15 protein-coding genes are annotated in these 21,329 nt (G+C 70.4%); 6 read left to right on the forward strand and 9 right to left on the reverse strand.

The window, feature by feature from the left end:
• Nucleotides 1–216: 216 nt before the first annotated feature.
• From ACZ6D7_RS10850 to ACZ6D7_RS10865, 4 genes are all read left to right on the forward strand, one after another.
• Nucleotides 217–1,197 carry an ABC transporter permease gene (locus ACZ6D7_RS10850; RefSeq protein WP_469486950.1) on the forward strand — a complete coding sequence of 327 codons (981 nt, stop codon included), beginning with the start codon at nt 217–219 and terminating at the stop codon, nt 1,195–1,197.
• Between the two features lie 53 nt (nt 1,198–1,250).
• Entirely contained in the window at nt 1,251–2,288 is a 1,038-nt protein-coding gene (locus ACZ6D7_RS10855; protein ID WP_469486956.1) for an ABC transporter ATP-binding protein, read from the forward strand.
• A 26-nt stretch (nt 2,289–2,314) separates the two neighbouring features.
• Nucleotides 2,315–3,376 carry an ABC transporter ATP-binding protein gene (locus tag ACZ6D7_RS10860; RefSeq protein WP_469486959.1) on the forward strand — a complete coding sequence of 354 codons (1,062 nt, stop codon included), beginning with the start codon at nt 2,315–2,317 and terminating at the stop codon, nt 3,374–3,376.
• 244 nt (nt 3,377–3,620) lie between these two features.
• Nucleotides 3,621–4,388, forward strand: coding sequence for an AfsR/SARP family transcriptional regulator (locus ACZ6D7_RS10865; RefSeq protein WP_469486962.1), 768 nt, complete (start codon nt 3,621–3,623; stop codon nt 4,386–4,388).
• 9 nt (nt 4,389–4,397) lie between these two features.
• On the opposite strand, the gene ACZ6D7_RS10870 is transcribed toward ACZ6D7_RS10865, so the two are convergent.
• Entirely contained in the window at nt 4,398–7,703 is a 3,306-nt protein-coding gene (locus ACZ6D7_RS10870; RefSeq protein ID WP_469486965.1) for an AfsR/SARP family transcriptional regulator, read from the reverse strand.
• A 356-nt stretch (nt 7,704–8,059) separates the two neighbouring features.
• Complete coding sequence (locus ACZ6D7_RS10875; RefSeq protein WP_469486969.1) at nt 8,060–8,566, reverse strand: DinB family protein; 507 nt, start codon at nt 8,564–8,566, stop codon at nt 8,060–8,062.
• A 100-nt stretch (nt 8,567–8,666) separates the two neighbouring features.
• On the opposite strand from ACZ6D7_RS10875, the gene ACZ6D7_RS10880 reads away from it, so the two are divergent.
• Nucleotides 8,667–9,410 (forward strand): class I SAM-dependent methyltransferase, encoded by a 744-nt coding sequence (locus tag ACZ6D7_RS10880; RefSeq protein ID WP_469486972.1) that lies wholly within the window; start codon nt 8,667–8,669, stop codon nt 9,408–9,410.
• 63 nt (nt 9,411–9,473) lie between these two features.
• Here the strand turns inward: ACZ6D7_RS10880 and ACZ6D7_RS10885 are convergent, their stop codons facing one another.
• From ACZ6D7_RS10885 to ACZ6D7_RS10915, 7 genes are all read right to left on the reverse strand, one after another.
• A complete protein-coding gene (locus tag ACZ6D7_RS10885; protein ID WP_469486976.1) occupies nt 9,474–10,598 on the reverse strand; it encodes an ABC transporter ATP-binding protein in 1,125 nt (374 codons plus the stop codon).
• Nucleotides 10,599–10,608: 10 nt separating this feature from the next.
• Nucleotides 10,609–11,670 carry an ABC transporter ATP-binding protein gene (locus ACZ6D7_RS10890; protein ID WP_469486978.1) on the reverse strand — a complete coding sequence of 354 codons (1,062 nt, stop codon included), beginning with the start codon at nt 11,668–11,670 and terminating at the stop codon, nt 10,609–10,611.
• 21 nt (nt 11,671–11,691) lie between these two features.
• Nucleotides 11,692–12,672 carry an ABC transporter permease gene (locus ACZ6D7_RS10895; protein WP_469486981.1) on the reverse strand — a complete coding sequence of 327 codons (981 nt, stop codon included), beginning with the start codon at nt 12,670–12,672 and terminating at the stop codon, nt 11,692–11,694.
• Nucleotides 12,673–12,771: 99 nt separating this feature from the next.
• Complete coding sequence (locus tag ACZ6D7_RS10900; RefSeq protein ID WP_469486983.1) at nt 12,772–14,577, reverse strand: ABC transporter substrate-binding protein; 1,806 nt, start codon at nt 14,575–14,577, stop codon at nt 12,772–12,774.
• 50 nt (nt 14,578–14,627) lie between these two features.
• A complete protein-coding gene (locus ACZ6D7_RS10905) occupies nt 14,628–15,662 on the reverse strand; it encodes an ABC transporter permease (protein ID WP_469486985.1) in 1,035 nt (344 codons plus the stop codon).
• A gap of 629 nt (nt 15,663–16,291) precedes the next feature.
• The gene (typA, locus tag ACZ6D7_RS10910) at nt 16,292–18,199 is read right to left on the reverse strand and encodes a translational GTPase TypA (RefSeq protein ID WP_469486988.1); all 1,908 of its coding nucleotides are present in this window, start codon (nt 18,197–18,199) and stop codon (nt 16,292–16,294) included.
• 252 nt (nt 18,200–18,451) lie between these two features.
• Nucleotides 18,452–20,707 (reverse strand): ABC transporter family substrate-binding protein, encoded by a 2,256-nt coding sequence (locus ACZ6D7_RS10915; RefSeq protein WP_469486991.1) that lies wholly within the window; start codon nt 20,705–20,707, stop codon nt 18,452–18,454.
• Nucleotides 20,708–21,000: 293 nt separating this feature from the next.
• On the opposite strand from ACZ6D7_RS10915, the gene ACZ6D7_RS10920 reads away from it, so the two are divergent.
• Nucleotides 21,001–21,291, forward strand: coding sequence for a hypothetical protein (locus tag ACZ6D7_RS10920; protein ID WP_030783841.1), 291 nt, complete (start codon nt 21,001–21,003; stop codon nt 21,289–21,291).
• Nucleotides 21,292–21,329 lie beyond the last annotated feature (38 nt).

Genomic DNA, 21,329 nt, shown 5'->3' on the forward strand with positions numbered 1-21,329 from the left:
GAGAATCTAAAGACAGGCCTCAAACCTGGGAAACGGGAAGAGGAACCCGAATTGCGACGGCGGCGGGCTCGAAAGGCGGTATGTAAAGTCCTGCCCCACACCGGGGGGGGGGGGCGCCCCCCGGGCCCCCCCCACCCTCGGCTCGTCCACCGCGGCCGCCGGTCACCCCGGCCCGGCCCGAACCACACGACGGCCCTCCGAGGAAAGCCACTCCCCATGCTTCGCTTTCTAGCCCGCCGACTGCTCGGCGCCGCGATCACGCTGCTGATCATCAGCGCGGTCACGTTCATGCTCTTCTACGCGGTGCCGCGCGACCCGGCACGGCTGGCCTGCGGCAAGCTGTGCACCCCGGAGACGCTCGAGGTCATCCGGCACAACATGGGGATCACGGACTCCCTGCCGGTGCAGTACTGGCACTGGCTGGTGGGCATCTTCGCCGGCCGGGACTTCGCCTCCTTCGGGCAGTGCGACGCCCCGTGCCTGGGCTACTCGTTCGTCAACCGTGAGCCCGTCCTGGCCACCATCCTGGACCGGTTCCCGGCCACGATCTCCCTCGCGCTCGGCGCCTCCGTGGTGTTCCTCGTCTTCGGTGTCGGCACGGGCATGCTGGCCGCGGTCAAGCAGGGCAAGCTCATCGACAAGATCGCCAGCAGCTCCTCCCTGGTCGCCTCGTCGATGCAGATCTACTTCGTCGGCACGCTGGCCCTCTATGTCTTCGTGTACCAGCTGCACATCCTCGACCAGCCCTCGTACACCCCCTTCACCGACAACCCGGCGGCATGGTTCAGCGGGCTGCTGCTGCCCTGGCTGGTGCTCGCGCTGATCTTCACCGCGAACTACACCCGTATGACGCGCTCCCAGATGGTCGAGACGCTCAGCGAGGACTACGTCCGCACCGCCAAGGCCAAGGGTCTGTCCAGCCGCACCGTGTTCTTCCGTTTCGCCTGGCGCGGCGCGATGGGGCCGATCGTCACCATCTTCGGCATCGACATGGGTGTCCTGCTGGGCGGCGCCATGATCACGGAGAAGACCTTCAGCGTCCAGGGCGTCGGTCTGCTGGCCGTGAAGTCCGTCTTCACCAGCGACCTTCCGATCCTGCTCGGCATCATGGTCATCACCGCCTCCTTCGTGGTGATCGCCAACATCGTCGTGGACGCCTGCTACGCGCTGATCGACCCGCGTATCCGGCTCGCCTGACCCCACCCGCCCCCGCCAGCTACCCCTGCGTCACCCCCCTCTGGAGCGTCCCCGTGACGAGCACCGATCAGCAGCCCTTCCTGTCCGTCAAGGACCTGAAGGTGCACTTCTCGACCGAGGACGGCACCGTCAAGGCCGTCGACGGCCTCTCCTTCGACCTCGTACGCGGCAGGACGCTGGGCATCGTGGGTGAGTCGGGGTCCGGCAAGTCGGTCACCAACCTGACCATCCTGGGTCTGCACAACCCGGACAGCACCAAGGTCGAGGGCTCGATCGTCCTCGACGGCGAGGAGCTGAACGGGGCGGCCGAGCGGACCCTGGAGAAGCTCCGCGGCAACAAGATGTCGATGATCTTCCAGGACGCGCTGGCCTCGCTGTCGCCGTACCACACCATCGGCAAGCAGATCGGCGAGACGTACCGCAAGCACACCGGCTGCTCCAAGAAGGCGGCCCGGGAGCGCGCGATCGAGATGCTGACCCGGGTCGGGATCCCGCAGCCGGAGACCCGGGTGGACGACTACCCGCACCAGTTCTCCGGCGGTATGCGCCAGCGTGCGATGATCGCGATGGCGCTGGTCTGCGACCCGGAGCTGCTGATCGCCGACGAGCCGACCACCGCGCTCGACGTGACCGTGCAGGCGCAGATCATGGACCTGCTGAAGGACCTCCAGAAGGAGTTCGGCACCGCGATCATCTTCATCACCCACGACCTGGGGGTGATCGCCGACATCGCCGACGACGTGCTGGTGATGTACGGCGGCCGGTGTGTGGAGCGCGGCACGAAGCGGGAGGTGCTCAAGACCCCGCAGCACCCCTACACGCTGGGCCTGCTCAGCTCGATGCCGAGCCTGGACCACCCGGTGGACGTGCCGCTCAACCCGATCCCGGGCTCGCCGCCCTCGCTGCTGAACCCGCCGTCGGGCTGCCGCTTCCACCCGCGGTGCACCTTCGCCGAGAAGGTCGAGGGGGGCCTGTGCGCCAAGGAGCAGCCGCTCCTGGAGATCGTGAACGGACGCGGCTCCGCCTGCCACCTGACCGCCGACCAGCGCGGTGAGTACTTCTCCGACCTCGCCGGCAGCGCGGCGAACTGACGTACAAGAGACGGGATTTCACCACCATGAGCAGCACCACTCCCCTCCTGGACGTCTCCGGGCTCACCAAGCACTTCCCGATCAAGGGCGGTTTCCCGATCCGGCGTACGGTCGGTGCCGTGCAGGCGGTCGACGGGCTGGACTTCCAGGTCAACGAGGGCGAGGCCCTCGGTCTGGTCGGCGAGTCCGGCTGCGGCAAGTCGACGACCGGCCGGCTGATCACCCGGCTGCTGGAGCCGACCGGCGGCACGATCAAGTACCAGGGCAAGGACATCACCCACGCCGGCCGCAAGCAGCTGGCGCCGGTGCGGTCCGAGATCCAGATGATCTTCCAGGACCCGTACGCCTCGCTGAACCCGCGTCAGACGGTCGGAAAGATCATCTCCGGCCCGATGGAGATCAACGGCATCAACCCGGCGGGCGGCCACGAGAAGCGCGTGCGCGAGCTGCTGGAGATCGTGGGTCTGAACCCCGAGCACTACAACCGCTTCCCGCACGAGTTCTCCGGCGGTCAGCGCCAGCGCATCGGTGTCGCCCGCGCCCTGGCCCTCGAGCCCAAGCTGATCGTGGCCGACGAGCCGGTCTCCGCGCTCGACGTGTCCATCCAGGCGCAGGTGGTCAACCTGCTCCAGCAGGTCCAGCGCGACCTCGGCATCGCGTTCGTCTTCATCGCCCACGACCTGGCCGTCGTACGGCACTTCTCGCAGCGCGTGGCGGTCATGTACCTCGGCAAGATCGTGGAGATCGCCGACCGCGACGACCTGTACGGCAACCCGCGCCACCCGTACACCCGGGCGCTGCTCTCCGCCGTGCCCGAGGCCACGGTGGAGGACGAGAACACCCCGGCCCGCGAGCGCATCCGGCTGGCCGGCGACGTGCCCTCCCCCATCAACCCGCCGTCCGGCTGCCGGTTCCGCACGCGGTGCTGGAAGGCGACGGAGAAGTGCGCGACCGAGGCGCCGCCGCTGGTCCAGGTCGAGGGCAACAAGCCCGGCCATCTGACGGCGTGCCACTACCCGGAGGCGACGGACGCCAAGGCCACCGTGCCGGCCCCGCGTCTCTCCAAGGACCCCGAGGCGGCGGCCTGACACACCCCGTTTCACCGTCAGCCGTCTCCTTTCGGAGCGGACATTCTCGGCCCATTGACCCGAGCCCATGAACGTCCGGTCCAGGGGAAAGAAGGCCCGCGCTCACCCGGCGCGGGCCTTCGCCCGTTCCCGCGCGGTTCTCCGTACGGTTCCCCGTGCGGCTCTCCGTGCAGCATCCATGCGCCACCCGAACACCCACCCCCCACAGTGGTGACTCGAGTGGTTCGAGGTACGGGGGTACGGCATGGAGATCCAACTGCTCGGGTGTGTCGAGGCTCGGACGCGTTCCGGGGACAAGGTGCCGTTGCCGCACGGCACCAGGGTGTTGCTGGCGGCGCTGGCGTGGACGCCGGGGGCGTTCGTGGCGGACGAGACGCTGATCGAGCGGGTGTGGCCGGAGCGGCGGCCGCAGCATCCGCGGGACGCGCTCTACATCCAGGCCACCCGGCTGCGCAAGGCGCTCGGGCCCGCGGTGAAACTGGCCCGCAGGCGCGGGGGGTACGTGCTGGTGGTCGAGGAGCAGAGCGTGGACACCGGGCGGTTCCGCGCGCTGGTGCGCCAGGCCCAGCTGGCCGCGCGTTCGGGGGAGACGGACACCGCGCTCGGGCTGTACGGGCGGGCCCTGGAGCTGTGGCGGGGCGAGCCGCTGTCGGACGTGCGCACGGCGTGGGCGGAGTCGGCGCGGGTGGCGCTGCGCCGTGAGCACCGGGAGGCGCTGGTCGGCAGCACGGAGCTGTCGCTGCGCGCGGGCCGGCACGAGGATTGCCTGCCGCAGCTGCACTGGCTGGCCGAGATGCATCCGTTCGACGAGAAGGTCGCCGGGCTGCTGATGCTCGCCCTGTACCGGTGCGGGCGCCCGGCGGACGCGCTGGACTGCTTCCAGTTGCTGCGGCTGCGGATGACCGACCTGCTGGGCTGCGAGCCGGGAGCGGAGCTGCGGGCGCTCCAGGAGCGGATCCTGACCGGCGATCCGCGCCTGGGGGGACGTGCCGCCTTCGCGGCGAGTGTCTGAGCGGGTCGGTCAGCCGTCGAAGTGTTCCGTCAGGTACCGGGTGAGGCGGGACTCGGCGTCCTGGGGGAGGTCGCCGTCGCGATGACGGCGGCGCGGCGGGCCGAGCGGCGGAGCGCCGAGCGTCGCGAAGAGGGCCGTGGCCTCCTCCCGGGCCGCCTGGGCCGCCGCGGCTTCGTCGAGTGCCTCATGGGCCTCGGCGAAGGCGCGCACGGCCCGGGCGTGGATCAGCCGCTGCCCGGAGGTGCGGGCCAGGGCCGCCGCCCGGGTCGCCGCGGACCGGGCCCGCCCGGGGTCACCGGCCGCCAGCAGGGTCATGGAGAGCGCGAGATGCACGCGAGGGACGACCACGGGGGTGCCGTCCGCAGCGAGGCGCTCCGCGCGCTCCAGGTGGTCGAGGGCCTCGGCGGGCCGGCCATGGGCGCGGGCCAGGGCGGCGCGTTCCAAGAGGACCTCGACCAGGCCCGCGCGGTGGCCGGTGCGTTCGGCGATCTCGAAGGCGGTGTCGAGATGGGCGGCGGCCTCGTCGGTACGGCCCGCGCGCAGCTTCAGCGCGGCGATCCCGGCGAGGCTGTCGACCTGGCAGTTGCGGTTCTCCACCCGCCGGGAGACGGCGAGGGCGTCCTCGTAGGCGAGGAGGGCGCGGTCGTCCTCGCCGGCGTCGGCGAGGACCCGGCCCAGGGTCTCCAGGGCGACCGCCTCGGCGTAGGTGGAGCCGGAGTCGCGGGAGACGAGGAAGCAGGTGCGCAGCGCCGCCGACGCCTCCGCGAAGCGGGCCTGCTTCTGCCGGACCAGGGCGAGGTTCACCAGCGCCATCGCGCGGTTGTGGTGGGCCACGTCGCCGATCAGCGAGAGCGCCCCGTCCGCCGCCCGCTCGGCCGCGTCGAGGCGGCCCAGGGCGAGGTTCAGGGACGCCGTGTTGATCAGCATGATCTCCTCGTTCTTGACGTTGCCCAGGGTGCGGTAGAGCGCCAGCGCGCGGTCGTAGCAGGGCAGGGCGCGCAGGGGTTCGCCGAGGAGTTTGAGGGTGACGCCCTTGCCCTGGAGGCTGGCGGCCTCGCCGTACTGCCAGCCGGCCCGGCGGGCCAAGTCCTCGGCGGCCTCGTACTCGACGAGGGCGCCGCGCAGGTCGCCGTTGCGCCAGCGGGCGTGGCCGACGGACATCCGCATCGCGGACTGGCCCTTCCGGTCGCCGCCGCGTTCGGCGACCTCGCGGGCCAGGGTGGCCAGGCGCATCCAGTCGGAGAGCGGGCGGCGGTGGTGGAAGAGGTCCTGGAGGGCGTCGACCAGCCACCACACGAAGGGGGCGGGGCCGTGTTCGGCGGCGTGGCCGATCGCGGCGGCGATGTCGTCCCACTCGACGTCGAACCAGGCGTACGCCTCCTCGGCGGTGCCGAACTGCCGGGGCCGGGAGCCGTCGACGGGGTCCGGGCGGCCGCGCATGACGTACAGGCCCGCGGTGGCCGCCGCGTTGACGACGCTCTGGAGGTAGTGGTCGAGGACGCGGGTGACGGCCGCCGTGCGCGCCTCGGGGGTGTCCTCTGCGGCGGTGCGGTCGCGGGCGTACTCGTGGACGAGGTCGTGCCAGGCCGGGCGGCCCCGCTCGACGTCGCGCAGCAGGTGGACGCGCTGGGCCAGCCGCAGCAGGTCGGCGGTCTCCGGCTCGCCGAGCCCGGCGGCGGCGGCCGCGGCGGCTGTCGAGCGCCCGGTGCCGGGCAGCACCCCGAGGGTGCGGAAGGCGAGCCGGGCGTTCTCCGGCAGCGCCGCGTACGACAGGTCGAGCGCGGCGCGTACGGCGACGGACTCCTCGCCCTCGACGTGCAGCCGTGCCAGCCGGCCGCGGTCGGCGAGGTCGCGGACGTAGGCGCGGATGCTGCCGGGGCGGTCGCCGATCCAGGAGCCGGCGACGCACAGGGCGAGCGGCAGGTGGTCGCAGAGTTCGACGAGCCGGGCGGCGGCCTCGGGGTCGGCGGCGACGGCGTCCGCGCCGACCGCGCCGCTGATCAGCTCCAGCGCGGTGGCCTGGTCGAGGACGTCGCAGGAGACCCGGTAGGCGCCGTCCAGGGTGACGAGGCCGCTGAGCTTGTCGCGGCTGGTCACCAGGGTCAGCGAGCCCTCGGAGGCGGGCAGCAGCCGTCGTACGTGCGCGGGGTCGGCCACGTCGTCGAGGACGACGAGCATCCGACGATCGGCCAGCAGGGTCCGGTACAGCGCGGTCTGGGCCTCGGCGCCCAGCGGGATGTCGCGCGGGGCGCAGCCCAGACCCTGGAGGAGGAGGGGCAGGGCCTCCTGGGGGGTCATCGGCTCGGCGTTGTCGAAACCGCGCATGTCGAGGAAGAGCTGGCCGTCGGGGAAGCGGTCGGCGACCCGGTGGGCCCAGTGCAGGGCGAGGGCGCTCTTGCCGACACCGGCCGGTCCGACGATCAGGGCGAGGGGTTCGCCGGTGCTCAGACAGGAGTCGAGGCGGGCCAGTTCGCCGCTGCGGCCGACGAAACGGCGCGGCGTGGGCGGGAGTTGGCGCGGTACCTGACGGACGGGGGCGGCGGGGGGTCTGGGCCGCGGCGGTGGGTCGCCGCCTCTGAGCAGGCGCTGGTGCAGGGCCCGGATCTCGTCCGAGGGCTCCATGCCCAGTTCGTCGACCATCCGGCGGCGCAGCGCGGTGTACAGCTCCAGGGCCTCGGCGCTGCGGCCGTCGTGGTGCAGGGCGCGCATGAGGAGGGCGTGCGGGCGTTCGCGCAGCGGGTGGGCGGCGGTCAGCCGGAGGAGTTCGGCGATGGCCTCGCGGTGCCGGCCGGTCTCGATGCCGGCCTCGGCGACGCCCTCGCGGGCGGCGAGGTGCAGTTCGCCGAGGCGCCGCAGTTCGGCCTCGCGTACGGCCGCCTCGGACAGGTCGGAGAGCGGTTCGCCCCGCCACAGCGCGAGGGCCTGTTCGCCCGAGCGCCGGGCGGTCGGCCAGTCGCCCTCGGCAGCGGCGCGTGAGCCGTCCCGGATGAGGTCCTCGAAGGCGAGCAGGTCGAGGTCGTCGGGTCCGGCGTGCATCACATAGCCGGGCCGACGGGTGGTCAGCAGGTCCTGGCCCGACGGGCCGAGGGCGCGCCGCACCTCGGCGACGAGGGCCCGGACGCGGGCCGCGCCGGCGCCGGGCGGGCGGTCGTCCCACAGGCACCGGATCAGCTTGTCGACGGAGACGACGTGGTTGGCGTGGAGCAACAGCACCGCGCACAGCGCGCGCTGACGCCCGGTGAGCACGACGGCGCGGCCGTCGATCTCCACGTCCAGGGGTCCGAGCAGGCGGAACCGGGGCCGGGGGGTGAGCATTCACAGAACGTAATGCAGCGTCGACCACCGGGCAACGTCTGCCTTTTCGAACGGGAACCGGAGGGCCGCACGACGGCGTGTTTCGGCCAACTCAGCCGTGTCGCCTACGGAAAGTACCGGAAACTCGGCCAGCCCCACCCGGAAGCTATGGCCAATACCGCAAATTCAGTGCCCCGTGCCCTCCCGCACCTCGCGTTTGTGGGGCGGGCGCCGCGTGTCCCCCGTCGGTCGCCCGCCCCATGACACCAGCATCGCGGAGCGGCCTTTCGCCGGTCTTTCACCGACCTTTCAGGCCCCCTCCGGGACGGCCCGGCCCGGCCCCGGACCGGCCCCGGACCCGCCCCCGACCGGCCGCCCTAGACCCCGGTCTTCCCGTCGATCAGCTCGCGCAGGAGGTCGAGATGGCCGTTGTGCCGGGCCGTCTCCTCGATGAGGTGCAGCAGGATCCAGCGCAGGTCGACACGGCGGCCGTCCCGCATCTCACCCTTGGCCCTGGTGTCGAGGTCGTGCGCGGCGACCAGTTCCCGGTGCCGCGCGGCGCCGTCGGCGTACTCGTCCAGCACCTGGGCGATCGGGAGGTCGAGGGCGATCCGCATCTCGCGGTCGGGGTCCTCGTCGGTCCAGGGCCCCTCGTCCTCCTCGCCGAGGAAGACGACCCGGAACCAGTAGTACTCCACCCAGCGCAGGTGGTTGACCAGGCCGCTCGGGGTCATCAGCGGCGAGGCCGGCAGGACCGCCCGGTGGGCGTCCTCGTCCGAGAGGCCCTCGCACTTGACGCGGGCGGTGTCGCGGGCGTAGTCGAGGAACGTGGTGAGCTGGGAGCGTTCGTCCCATGCTGCGGGCATGTCGTCTGTTCTTGTCATCGCGCAGGAGCATGACCGTCCGAACGCGGGGTTGTCGAGGGAGAATCACGATGTTGTGGATCTTGTCCTGCGCCACAGGGTCCTGTGACACACTGCCGCGGTGGTCGATCATTCGTTCGCGGATCTCGCACTCGCCGCGCTGTACGACAGCATCAATCCGTGGGGGCCCGACGACGACTTCTACCTGGACCTGGTGAGGTCCGCGGGTTCGGTTCTCGACATCGGCTGCGGCACGGGCCGGCTGCTCGCGCGGGCCGCCGAGGAGGGCCACCCCGGGCGGCTCACGGGCCTCGACCCGGCGGCCGCGATGCTGGTCCAGGCCCGCCGCCGCGCCCCCGGCGTGGAGTGGCTGCTGGGCGACCTGCGCTTTCACGGCTGGCAGGGCGACTTCGACCTGGCCGTGATGACGGGCCACACCTTCCAGGCGCTGCTCGGCGACGAGGAACTGCGCACCGCGCTGCGGGCCGTACGGTCGGCGCTCGGCGCGGACGGCCGCTTCGTCTTCGAGACCCGCAACCCGGCCGCCCACGCCTGGGAGACCTGGACCCCGGACCGGGTCCACGAGGTCACCGACGCCGAGGGCCGGACCGTACGGGTGTGGCACGAGATCAAGGGCACCGGCCCCGCCGGCGACCGCGTGACCTTCACCGAGACCTACGACTGCCCCGCCTGGCCCCGCCCCCGCACCAGCCGCACGACCCTCCGCTTCCCCTCCCCCGCCGCCCTGCCGTCCTTCCTCGCGGAGGCGGGTCTGCGGGTGGTGGAGCAGTACGGCGACTGGGAACGGGGGCCGCTGGCCGGGACGAGCCCGGAGATCATCACGGTGGCGGCACCGGCTGGCTGAAACCAGCCGTCTCCGACACCCCCGAGCGGGGCCCTACCCCTAGAGCCCCCTCCCGCCAGCCCCCTACCCCTCGCCTCCGTCCTCCAGCGCCGCCAGTGCCGGATCCAGCACGATGTCCTCGTCCCGCGCCGCGATCGTGGGCTCCTCCGGGAAGTGGCAGGCCGTCAGGTGCCCCTCGTGGTTGCCGGAGAGGCGGACCAGCGGCGGTTCCTCGGTCGCGCATGTGTCCCGCGCCTTCCAGCACCGCGTGCGGAAGCGGCAGCCGGACGGCGGGGAGATGGGCGACGGCACGTCCCCGGCCAGCCGGATCCGCTCCCGGTGCGGCGCCGCGTCCTGCGAGACGGCCACCTCCGGGACGGCGGAGAGCAGGGCGTGGGTGTACGGGTGCCGAGGCCGGGTGTAGATGGAGTTCCGGTCGCCCACCTCGATGATCTTGCCGAGGTACATCACCGCCACGCGCTGCGAGAAGTGCCGTACGACGGCCAGGTCGTGGGCGATGAACAGGAACGCGATGTCCAGTTCCCGCTGCACCTGCTGGAGCAGGTTGACCACCTGCGCCTGGATGGACACGTCCAGCGCGGAGACCGGCTCGTCGGCCACGATCAGCTTGGGTTCCAGGGCCAGGGCGCGGGCGACACCGATGCGCTGGCGCTGACCGCCGGAGAACTCGTGCGGGAAGCGGTTGTAGTGCTCGGGGTTCAGACCCACGATCTCCAGCAGCTCCCGCACCCGCTTCTCCCGGCCGCCCTCGGGCTCGACGCCGTTGATCTCCATCGGCCCCGAGATGATCTTGCCGACCGTCTGCCGGGGGTTGAGGGAGGAGTAGGGGTCCTGGAAGATCATCTGGATCTCGGACCGGATCGGCGCCAGCTGCCTCCGCGAGGCATGGCTGATGTCCCGCCCCCGGTAGGAGATCCTCCCGCTCGTCGGCTCCAGCAGCCGGGTGATCAGCCGGCCGGTCGTCGACTTGCCGCAGCCCGACTCCCCCACCAGCCCGAAACTCTCCCCGACCCCCACGGTCAGGTCGATCCCGTCCACCGCCTGCACCTGACCGACCGTCCGCCGGACCGGAAAGCCGCCCTTGACCGGAAAGTGCTTGACGAGCCCCTCCACGATCAGCAGCGGCTCGCCGTCACCGGCCGCGGCGGCGGCCCGGGGAGCGGGAAGAACAAGCTCCTCTTTCGTCACGGTGCTCCTCCTACCCCAACCGGGGCTTGATCTCATCGACGAAGATGGTCCGCTTCTGGTCCGCCGTCAGATGGCAGGCGGAGGAGCGGTCCGGGGCCAGCAGGGGGCGTTCGTTGACACAGCGGCCGCCGCCGACGCGGTCCTGGAAGGTGCAGCGGGGATGGAAGCGGCAGCCGGAGGGCGGATTCAGCAGGGACGGCGGGGCGCCGGGGATCGGGGCCAGCGGGGTGGCCAGGTCCGAGTCCAGCCGGGGCATGGAGTTCAACAGGCCCCAGGTGTACGGGTGCTGGGGCGAGCGCAGCACCTCGTCCACCGTGCCGCGTTCGATCGCGCCGCCCGCGTACATCACCATGATGTCGTCGGCCATGTCGGCGATCACGCCCAGGTCGTGGGTGATGAAGATGATCGCCGAACCGGTGTCCTGCTGAAGGTCCTTGAGGAGATCGAGGATCTGCGCCTGCACGGTCACGTCGAGCGCGGTGGTCGGCTCGTCGGCGATCAGCAGGTCGGGATCGCAGACCAGCGCCATCGCGATCATCGCGCGCTGGCGCATCCCCCCGGAGAACTGGTGCGGATAGTCCTTCGCCCGCTCCTTGGGGTGCGGGATGCCGACCTTGCCGAGCATCTCCACCGCCCGCTCCCAGGCCACCCGCCTGGACGCGCCCCGGTGCTTCATGTACGGCTCGGCGATCTGCCGGCCCACCGTGTAGTACGGGGAGAGCGCGGTCAGCGGGTCCTGGAAGATCATCGCGACCTTGTTGCCGCGGATCCGCTCCAGCTCCGACTCCCGGGCCGTGGTCAGCTCCTGCCCCTCCAGCAGGATCTCCCCCTCGACGGTGGTGAACATCGGGTTGTGCAGGCCCAGGATGGTCAGGTTGGTGACGGACTTCCCGGAGCCCGACTCACCGACGATGCCGAGGGTCCTGCCGCGTTCGAGGTCGAAGGAGAGCCCGTCGACGGCCCCGACGACACCGTCCTCCGTGCGGAAGCTGACGTGCAGGTCCCGCACCGAGAGGAACGCGCCCGCGCCGGCCGGTACGGGCGCCCCGGCCTCCTTGGTCACAGTGGTCACGACAGTGCTCCTCACAGCGGCTCAGGACAGCCGTACGCGCGGGTCGATGAAGGCGTAGGCGGCGTCGACGACGATGTTGCACAGCAGGATCACGGCGGCCGCGAAGAGCATCACGCCCAGCAGCAGCGGCAGATCGCTGAACTGCACCGACTCCACCGCGAGATGCCCGAGGCCGGGCAGTCCGAAGGTGTACTCGGTGATGATCGCGCCGCCGAGCATCGAGCTGAGGTCGATGCCGAGGATGGTGACGATCGGGATGAGCGAACCGCGCCAGGCGTACCGGAAGAAGACGTACCGCCGGCTCATGCCCTTGGCGCGGGCGGTGCGGATGTGCTCCTCCTGAAGCTGTTCGATCATCGAGGAGCGCGCCATACGGGTGTACTGCGCCGCGAAGATCGTGGAGAGCACGACCCAGGGGATCACCAGCCCGCTGAACCAGGCGACCGGGTCCTCGGTCAGCTCGGTGTAGCGGGGCTCGTCGAAGACATGGGTCTGGTAGACCAGCACGGCGAGGGCGAGCGGGCCCAGGAAGTAGATCTGCATCGAGCTGAGCACCATGGAGCCCGCCGTGAACGACTTGTCGACGAGCGTCCCGCGCCGCCAGGCGGCCAGCATGCCGGTGCCGAGCCCGACGAACAGGAAGACGACGGTGGCGCCGAGCGCGAGCGAGACGGTGAGCGGCAGCCGGTCCATCAGGGTCGACCAGACCTGCTCGTTGGTGTGGTACGAGTAGCCGAAGCAGGGGGCGGGGCAGGGTCCCTGGGTGAAGTCGTCGCGGCCCAGGACGAGCCCTTTGAGGAAGATCCAGAACTGCTCGGGGATCGACTTGTCGATGCCGAGCGTGCGATGGATGTTCTCCAGCGCGTCGGGCGTGCACGTCTTGCCGCACATCAGCAGCGCCGGGTCCCGGGGCATGCCGAAGAAGAGCAGGAAGGCGACGACGGTCAGCAGGACCAGGATCACGACCGAGCCGAGGGTCCGGCGGAGGAGGAAGCGCAGCATCTCAAGGGCAGCTTTCGGACTCGAAGGCCGTGCGGTCCTCCGGTGCGCCCCGCCGCACGGGCGGGACGGGGCGCACCGGGAACCGCGCTCGGGAAGGGGCTACTTCACGAACAGCCTGCGCGGGTCGACGCCGCCGATGACGTCGTCGTACACGAGGCCGCCGATGCCGGAACCGGCGATCTGCGTCTGCTTGTAGTAGGCCGTCGGGATGTTGGAGACGACCTCCTTCACGATGTACTCGTTGATCGCGTTCCAGGCCTCGGCGGCCTTCACCGGGTCGGTGATGGTGGCCGCCTTGTCGATGTCCGCGTTGACCTTCTCGTCGTTGATGTGCGAGTAGTTCGAGGCACCGTCCTGGATCTGGCGGCCGTCGTACACCGGCGGGATGACGGTCGAGGCGCTCGGCCAGTCCGCGCCCCACGCGGCGTGGTAGATGTCGAAGTTGTTCTCGACCTTGCCGATCTGGTCGTAGTACGTCTCGGCCGGGATCTCCTGGCGCTGGACGTCGAAGCCGGCCTTCTCCAGGCCCGCCGCCATGGCGGTGGAGTACTGCTGGCCCTCGGGGGTGTTGATGTAGCCGAAGGTCAGCTTCAGGCCCACCTTGCCGGCCTTCTCCAGCAGTTCCTTGGCCTTGACCGGGTCACCGGCGGGCTTCTTCTTCTTGCCGAAGGGGTCGAAGTCCGGGTTGTAGCCGGAGACGGTCGGGCTGATCAGACCGCCGGCGACCTCGCGGGCCGCGGCGCCGCCGAAGGCGCGCACGAACGGGGTGATCGGCAGGGCGTAGGCGATGGCCTCACGGACCGTCTTGTCCTGCATCTCCGGGTGGGACATGTTGATGTCCATCTGGCCCACGTACGGCTGGTAGCCGGAGATGGTGCGGGACTTCATCGAGGCGTCGGCGAGGACCTTGGAGAGGTTGCCCGCGTCCACCTCGTTGGAGAAGCTGACCGAGGTCGCGTTGACGCCGGAGTCGTCGAGGATCGCCTTGGTGGAGTCCTCGAACTGCTTGTTGAAGGCGAAGGTGAAACGGTCGACGTACTGGTGCCGGATCGCGTCGGTGTTCGGGTCCCAGTTGGTGTTCTTCACCAGGACCATCGACTTGCCGGACTTGAACTCCTGGATCTTGTACGGGCCCGCCGTCATCGGGGACTTGTCGTACTTCTCCTTGGTGTCCTTCTGCTGCGAGACGATCGAGTAGCCGGCCATGGCCAGCGCGTACGGCAGGTCCGGCTTGGCCGTCTTGAACTTGAAGACGACCGTTTTCGCGTCCGGGGTCTCCAGGACGGTGTCCGGCAGGTGCTTGCCGTTGTACGGGCCGTCCTTCAGCAGGTCGCGGTACTCGGCGCCCGGTGTGTCGGCGAGCCACTGCTGGATGAAGGTCGGGCCATTGGAGACGAACGGCGCGAACAGCCGCTCGAAGGTGTGACGCACGTCGGTGGCGGTGATCGCGGAGCCGTCGGCCCACTTGATCCCGTCCTTCAGCGTGTACGTCCAGGTCTTGCCGCCGTCGGTGGTGGTACCGCTGTCGGTGGCCAGATCGCCGACGACCTCGTGCTTCTTGCCGTCGTCGCTGGTCGCCTTGTAGCCGGTCAGACCTCTGTGGATGAGCTGCGACAGGGCCATCTCGTCCGAGACGTAGATCTGCGCGGGGTCGAGGTGCGCGAAGCTGTCGCGCTGGGGCACCGTGATCATGCCGCCCGGCTTGGCCCCGGGGACCTCGGCGGCCGGGCCGGTCGAGGCCTTCGCGTCACCGAAGTCGATCGACGACTGCTGCCGTTGGGCGTTCTCCTTGTCGTCCTTGTTGCTGTCTTCCTTGCTGCCGCCCTCGCTGCATCCGGAGAGCACGAGCGCTCCCGCCGCGAAGAGGGAGAGCGCGGCGTACGCGCGGCGTCCACCCTTAGCCATCACTCGTTTCCCACCCATCTCTGTGAGTTCAGCAGTGCGTGATGTGCGGGTCAGCGCGCCGTCTTGGGGTCGAAGGCGTCCCTGACCGAGTCCCCGAGCAGGTTGAACGCCACGATGAAGATGATCATCGAGACGCCGGGGAAGAACATGTAGGTGATGTCGTTCTGCATCACGAGTTCGGTCGCCGCCTTGGAGAACATCTGGCCCCAGTCCGGCGTCGGTTCGACCAGTCCCACGCCGAGGAAGGACAGACCGGCCTCGGCGGTCACGAAGTTCGGCAGCATGTAGGTGGCCTGCACCAGGATCGGGGTGACCACGTTGGGCAGGATCTCCTTGCGGATGATGCGCCCCGGCGGTGCCCCGCTCACCTTCGCGGCCTCGATGAACTCCCGTTCCCGCAGGGCGAGACTGGTGCCGCGCAGGATGCGGCCGAGGCTCATCCAGCCGAGGAACCACTGCACGGCGATCAGCGCGACGACCCGGACGTAGACCGGCGTCTCGTCCCGCGGGCTGACGAACAGGGAGACCACGACCGGCATGCTGGCGATGAAGAACAGCTGGGCCGGGATGGCGAGCAGGAAGTCGATGACCCGGCTGATCAGGAAGTCCGTCCGGCCGCCGAGGTAGCCGGCCGCGACCCCGAGGACGATGCCGGTGAGCACGGTGGCGACGGTGACCGCCAGCGAGATGCCCAGGGAGTTGCGGATGCCGTACAGCAGCTTGGTGAAGACGTCGTAGCCATTGCCGGGTTCGAGGCCGAACCAGAACTCGCCGCTGATGCCGCCGTTGGGCTGCACCGGCACGCCCGCGCTGTCGAACAGCTCCGGCCGCTCGTCCGCGTACACGGTGTACGGGTTCTTGCCGTAGAGCTTGGAGATCAGCGGGGCGAGCAGTCCGATCAGGAAGAAGATCACCACGACGTAGGCCGAGATCACGCCCGCGCGGTCGCGCTTGAAGCGGAGCCACATCAGCTGGCCGGGTGACCGGCCCACGGGCACCCTGGCCTCGGACGGCGTCGCCGGCTCCTTGTCGCCGTCGACGAGGACCGGGGTGCCGCCGCCCTCGATGTCGGTAGGACTTGTCACAGTTCGCCCATTTCACAGGTATGGGTGTGCCGTACGGCGACCTGCGCGGGAGGTGCGCGATCGCCGATCGGTCGCATGACGGGACGTCGGATCACGGCCGGAGACGGGCGTGAACCCGCAGCCGGACGCGCGTAGTCGAACGGCCGCGCACGGCGGCCGGAGTCGAACTCAGTGACAGACGCCGTGAACTGGGACGGACGGGCCGGCTGTCGGATGCAGGGACGGCATGGGACTCCTCCTCGTGACTCACAGGTTCACCAACAGGAGGGGGCGCTCGTCTGTCCTCCGACACCCCTGACGGAGGGCCAGACACCCCCTGGTGCTCGTGAGTCGGCACTGTCCCCACAGCGCGAGACCCATTGACCCGAGCGCTTCGCGGCTAACTATCTGGCATGGGCCGGGTGCCGACCACCGTCTTTAAATCTCAATTCAGTCACAGCTCCCGCTTAGATCTTCCAAAATCCGGACAAACACTCTGTCAGGAGAAGGGCGCGAAACGGACTTGTTACATACGTATCGGTCGACCGTCTCCGCATTGCGGACGGGTGGCGCAGAAAAATGGGTTGCGAAAAGCCCGGGTGCCCCCACGATGGGGGCACCCGGGCTTCGAGGTGCGAACTGCCGGTGGATCAGCCGTGCTTGGCGCGGCTCGCGGTGCGGGCGCGATCGCGCTGGTCGAGCACGACCTTGCGGATGCGAACCGCCTCCGGGGTCACCTCGACGCACTCGTCGTCACGGCAGAACTCCAGCGACTGCTCGAGCGAGAGCTTGCGCGGCGGCACGATCGCCTCGAACGAGTCGGCCGAGGACGACCGCATGTTCGTGAGCTTCTTCTCCTTGGTGATGTTCACGTCCATGTCGTCGGAGCGCGAGTTCTCGCCGACGATCATGCCCTCGTACACCTCGGTGCCGGGGTCGGTGAACAGCACACCGCGCTCCTGGAGGTTCGTCATCGCGAACGCGGTGACGGCACCCGAGCGGTCGGCGACCAGCGAGCCGTTGTTACGGGTCGTCAGCGTGCCGAACCACGGCTCGTGGCCCTCGTGGATGGAGTGCGCGATACCCGTGCCGCGCGTGCCGGTCAGGAACTCGGTACGGAAGCCGATGAGACCGCGGGAGGGAACGACGAACTCCATACGGACCCAGCCCGAGCCGTGGTTGGACATGTTGTCCATCCGGCCCTTGCGGACACCCATGAGCTGGGTGACGGCGCCCATGTGCTCCTCGGGCACGTCGATCGTCATGCGCTCGACCGGCTCGTAGACCTTGCCGTCGACGTCCTTGGTGACGACCTGGGGCTTGCCGATGGTCAGCTCGAAGCCCTCGCGGCGCATCTGCTCGACCAGGATGGCCAGCGCCAGCTCACCGCGGCCCTGCACCTCCCAGGCGTCCGGGCGCTCGGTGTCCAGGACGCGGAGGCTGACGTTACCGATCAGCTCACGGTCCAGACGGTCCTTGACCTGGCGCGCGGTGACCTTGCGGTCCTTGACGGCCGCCTTGGCGTCGGCGCCCTTGCCGGTGCCGCCGCGGCCGACCAGCGGGGAGGTGTTGGTGCCGATGGTCATCGAGATCGCCGGCTCGTCGACCGTGATCAGCGGCAGCGCGATCGGGTTCTCGGTGTCGGCGAGGGTCTCGCCGATCATGATGTCCGCGATACCGGCGACGGCGCAGATGTCACCGGGGCCGGCCTTCTCGGCGGGCTTGCGGGTCAGCGCCTCGGTCATCATCAGCTCGGTGATGCGCACGTTGGACATCGTGCCGTCACGCTTGATCCACGTGACGGTCTGGCCCTTGCGCAGCTCGCCCTGCTCGACGCGCAGCAGCGCGATACGGCCGAGGAAGTTGTCGGCGTCCAGGTTGGTGACGTGCGCCTGGAGCGGGGCCGTCTCCTCGTACTCCGGGGCCGGGACGTGCGACAGGATCGTGGAGAAGAACGGCTCCAGGCTGTCGCTGTCCTGCGGGACCGTGCCGTTCTCCGGCTTGGTCAGCGAGGCGACACCGTCACGCGCACACGCGTAGACGATGGGGAACTCGATCTGGTCCTCGTCGGCGTCGAGGTCGAGGAAGAGGTCGTACGCCTCGTTCACGACCTCGTCGATACGGGAGTCGGGCCGGTCCGTCTTGTTGATGCACAGGATGACGGGCAGGCGGGCCTGCAGCGCCTTGCGCAGCACGAAGCGGGTCTGCGGCAGCGGGCCCTCGGAGGCGTCGACGAGCAGGACGACCGCGTCCACCATCGACAGACCGCGCTCGACCTCGCCACCGAAGTCGGCGTGACCGGGGGTGTCGATGATGTTGATGGTGATGACGTCGCCGCCATCCTTCGGGTGGTACTTCACGGCCGTGTTCTTGGCCAGGATCGTGATGCCCTTCTCACGCTCCAGGTCGTTCGAGTCCATCATGCGGTCGTCGAGCGACTCGGCGGCGTGCGCGGCGAAGGCGCCGGCCTGCTTGAGCATGGCGTCGACCAGGGTCGTCTTGCCGTGGTCGACGTGGGCGACGATGGCGACATTGCGGATGTCGTGGCGCGTGGCCATAGTGCGGCGTACTCCCGGGGTGTGAGGAAGGCCTGTGCGTACGTCCGTGTGACGCGGGCCCTGCCGGGCTTGACATGCCACGGCCTCACCCCATGTTACGTGGCCCCGGGGGTTACGGCCTCCGCGGGGCGCCCGCCACGGGCCGTTTCGGGTACGTCGGCCCAGGTCAGACCCGTTTTCGACGGACCTGGCGGGAGACCGCCCAGGAAGGACTGCAAGGGGCTGTGAGGGACTCCGAAGGGCTACGAGGGGCTACGAGGGGTCGGCCGAGACCTTCGCGCCCTTCATCAGGAAGCCCATGTCCTCGTAGACCGGGGTCTGGAAGCCGAAGGCGCCGGCGTTGGCGATGTTCTTCCGCGCGGCCGTGAGCTGGGGGCGCTGGTAGAGAGGAATCGATCCGGCAGCTGCCCAGATACGGGCGTCGGCCTTGCGGATCAGGGCCCGCTCCTGGTCCTCGTCGAGGGTGGAGATCGCCTGGTCGAAGAGCTGGTCGACCTGGTCGGTGCCGACCCGGGTGTAGTTCTGCTCGACGCTCAGCGAGCCGTCCGCGGCGGGCACCGGCTTGGCGTAGATCGGCCGGGCGTCGGTGGCCGGGAAGGCGGAGGCGGGCCAGGAGTACAGCGCGAGGTCGTACTCGCCGGACGCCACGTGGTCCTTGAAGTAGCTCTCGTCGGAGACCCTGACGGTCTCGGTGCGGATGCCGATCTTCTCCAGCATCCGCGAGATCCGCCCGGCGACCTGGTGCAGGGACTCCGAGCCGGGCCCGGACGGCAGCACGAACCGCAGGCTGAGCGCCTTGCCGTTCTTGGCCAGCGCCCCCGCGGGGGCTCCGGCCGGGGCGGCGGTGCCCTTCGGGGCGTAGGCGCCGGGGGCGGTGCCCTGGTGGGGGTGCGTGTACTGCTTGCCGTCCTGGGCGAGGTCCTTGTCGCCGTCCTTGTCGCCGTCGTCCCCGCCGTTCTTCCCGCCGTCGTTCCCGCCGTCGTTCCCGCCGTCGTTCTCGCGGGGCGCCTCGTGGTCCTCGCCGACGATGTACGTGCCGTCGTCACCGTCCCGCGAGTCGTCCTCGGACTTCTTCCCCTCCGGGCCGTGCCCGCCGGACTTCCTGCCGTCCTTCTCGCCCTCCGCGCCGGCCGCCTTCTCGCCCTTCTTCTCCTCCTCGACCGGGCCCCCGGCGACCCACCCGGCGTCCGCGAGCAGCGCCTGCGCCTCGACCGTGTCCTGGCCGCCGAGCGCGCCGCTGTTGTCCGCGTACGCCTCCTGCCCGGAGAGCGCCAGATGGCTGCCGACCGGCACCGCGGGCAGCCCCAGCGGCTTCAGGACCAGCTCCGCCAGCTCCTCGCGGTCCAGGGCGCGGGCGACGGCCCGCCGCACCCGCTCGTCCGCGAGCGGCCCGTCGGCGCCGTTCAGCGCCAGCTGGGTGTACGCCGGCTCCAGCGACCGGCGCACCTCGAAGCCCGTCAGCGCCTCCTGCTGCCGTTCCCAGGTCGCGATGGCCTTGCGCAGCTTCTTGCGGGCCCGGGTCTCGCGCGCGGCGGCCTTCTCGTCGGAGCCGTGCGCGAGGGCCCAGGAGCGCAGCGCCTTCGCGGCGGTGCGTCCGGCGCCGGGGCCGGACAGCGGCCCGGCCTCGCCCCGGGCGGCGCCGTCGATGCGCCGCGCGGCGGACGGGTCGATCTCGGCCAGGTCGATCGTCCCGGCGGCCAGCGCGGTCGCCCGCTGCTCCCGGGGCACGGCCTTCAGCACGATCTCGGAGAGCTTGGCCGTCTCCCCCCACCAGCGCGGATTGCGGGTCAGGCGCACCTGGTCGTTCTTGCGGTCGACCTTCTTCACCACGAACGGCCCGGCGGTCACCTTCAGCCTGCGCCGCGCCCCGTCGTTGAAGGCGTCGGGGGTGCCCATCACCTGTTTGGGGTAGAGCGGCGAGAACAGTGACTGCCAGTCGGCGTAGGGCCGGGCGAAGGTGACCCGGACCTCCAGGTCGTTCTCGCCGCGTTCGATCTTCTCGACGCGGTCGTAGCCGGCGTTGCGGGCGGTCCAGTACGCGCTGTCCTTGCCCGACAGGGCGCGCCACTGGGCGGCGAAGTCGGCGGCGCCGATCTCCCGGCCGTCGCTCCAGACGGCCTGCTGGTTCAGCTTGTAGAGCACGACCTGCCGGGGCTCGGTTTCGACGACCTTCGCGGACTCCAGGTAGGCGGGATTGCGGCGGGCCCGCCCGTTCTCGTCGATCACGAAGAGGGACGGCAGCACGGCCTGGGCGACCCGGGCGGTGGTGGCGTCGGCGTCCGACTGGAAGGTGTTGAAGGTCTCCGGCACCGTGTCCACGGCCCAGCGCAGCGTGCCGCCGTCGGCGATCAGGGCGCGGCCCGCCGGGGCGATGTCCTGGCCCGCCAGGGGCTTTCCGGCCTCGTCCTCGGAACCGCAGCCGGCCAGCAGGGACACCGCGAGCGCGCCCGCGGTGAGGAAGGTGACCGAGCGCATGACCGCGCGCAGTCCGACGCCGTCGTGGGACATCTCAGGTACCTCCGGGGGATCCGCTGCCGCCGGTGACACGGGCGCGATTGGGTGCGTTCTGATCACGTTTGGCGGTATTTTGGAGTTGATCAGATCTAAGGCCCACTGAAGAGGAAAGGGTTCGCCTGCCGGGAGCGACACGGCGGCGGGCTGGCGCAAGCCCACCCGTGCGGAGCAAAGCACCCGCCAATCGCTGCACACGCCTTCACAGCGACAGGCGTGACGCGCAACACTCGCAGGCGCATGAACGTTGCCGTCCAGGGCCTAGCCGCCCACGGAAGCGAGGTCACGTCATGTCCGTGCACGACGACCTGAGTACGGTCCAGCGCTGTCTCGACGACCTCTCCCGGTCCGTCGGCCGTCTGGAGCAGCAGCTCGGCAGCGGCGGTCTGGAGATGCGGCGCGTCCGCACCGACGCCGCCCACCTGCGGGAGAGTGTCGCGCTGCTGCGCGACGCCGCGGCCCAGCCCGCCGCACCCCGCAAGCCCGAGCTGGTCACCATCCCCGACACCCCCTACGACGACTCCCTCTGGATCGACACCGACGACGAGGGACTCGGCGCCCGGGACCGTCACGCCCCCTGAGAACCCACCCCGACGAGAACCCATACCGACCGGAGTCC

The organism is Streptomyces sp. NPDC041784 (genome assembly GCF_055591025.1).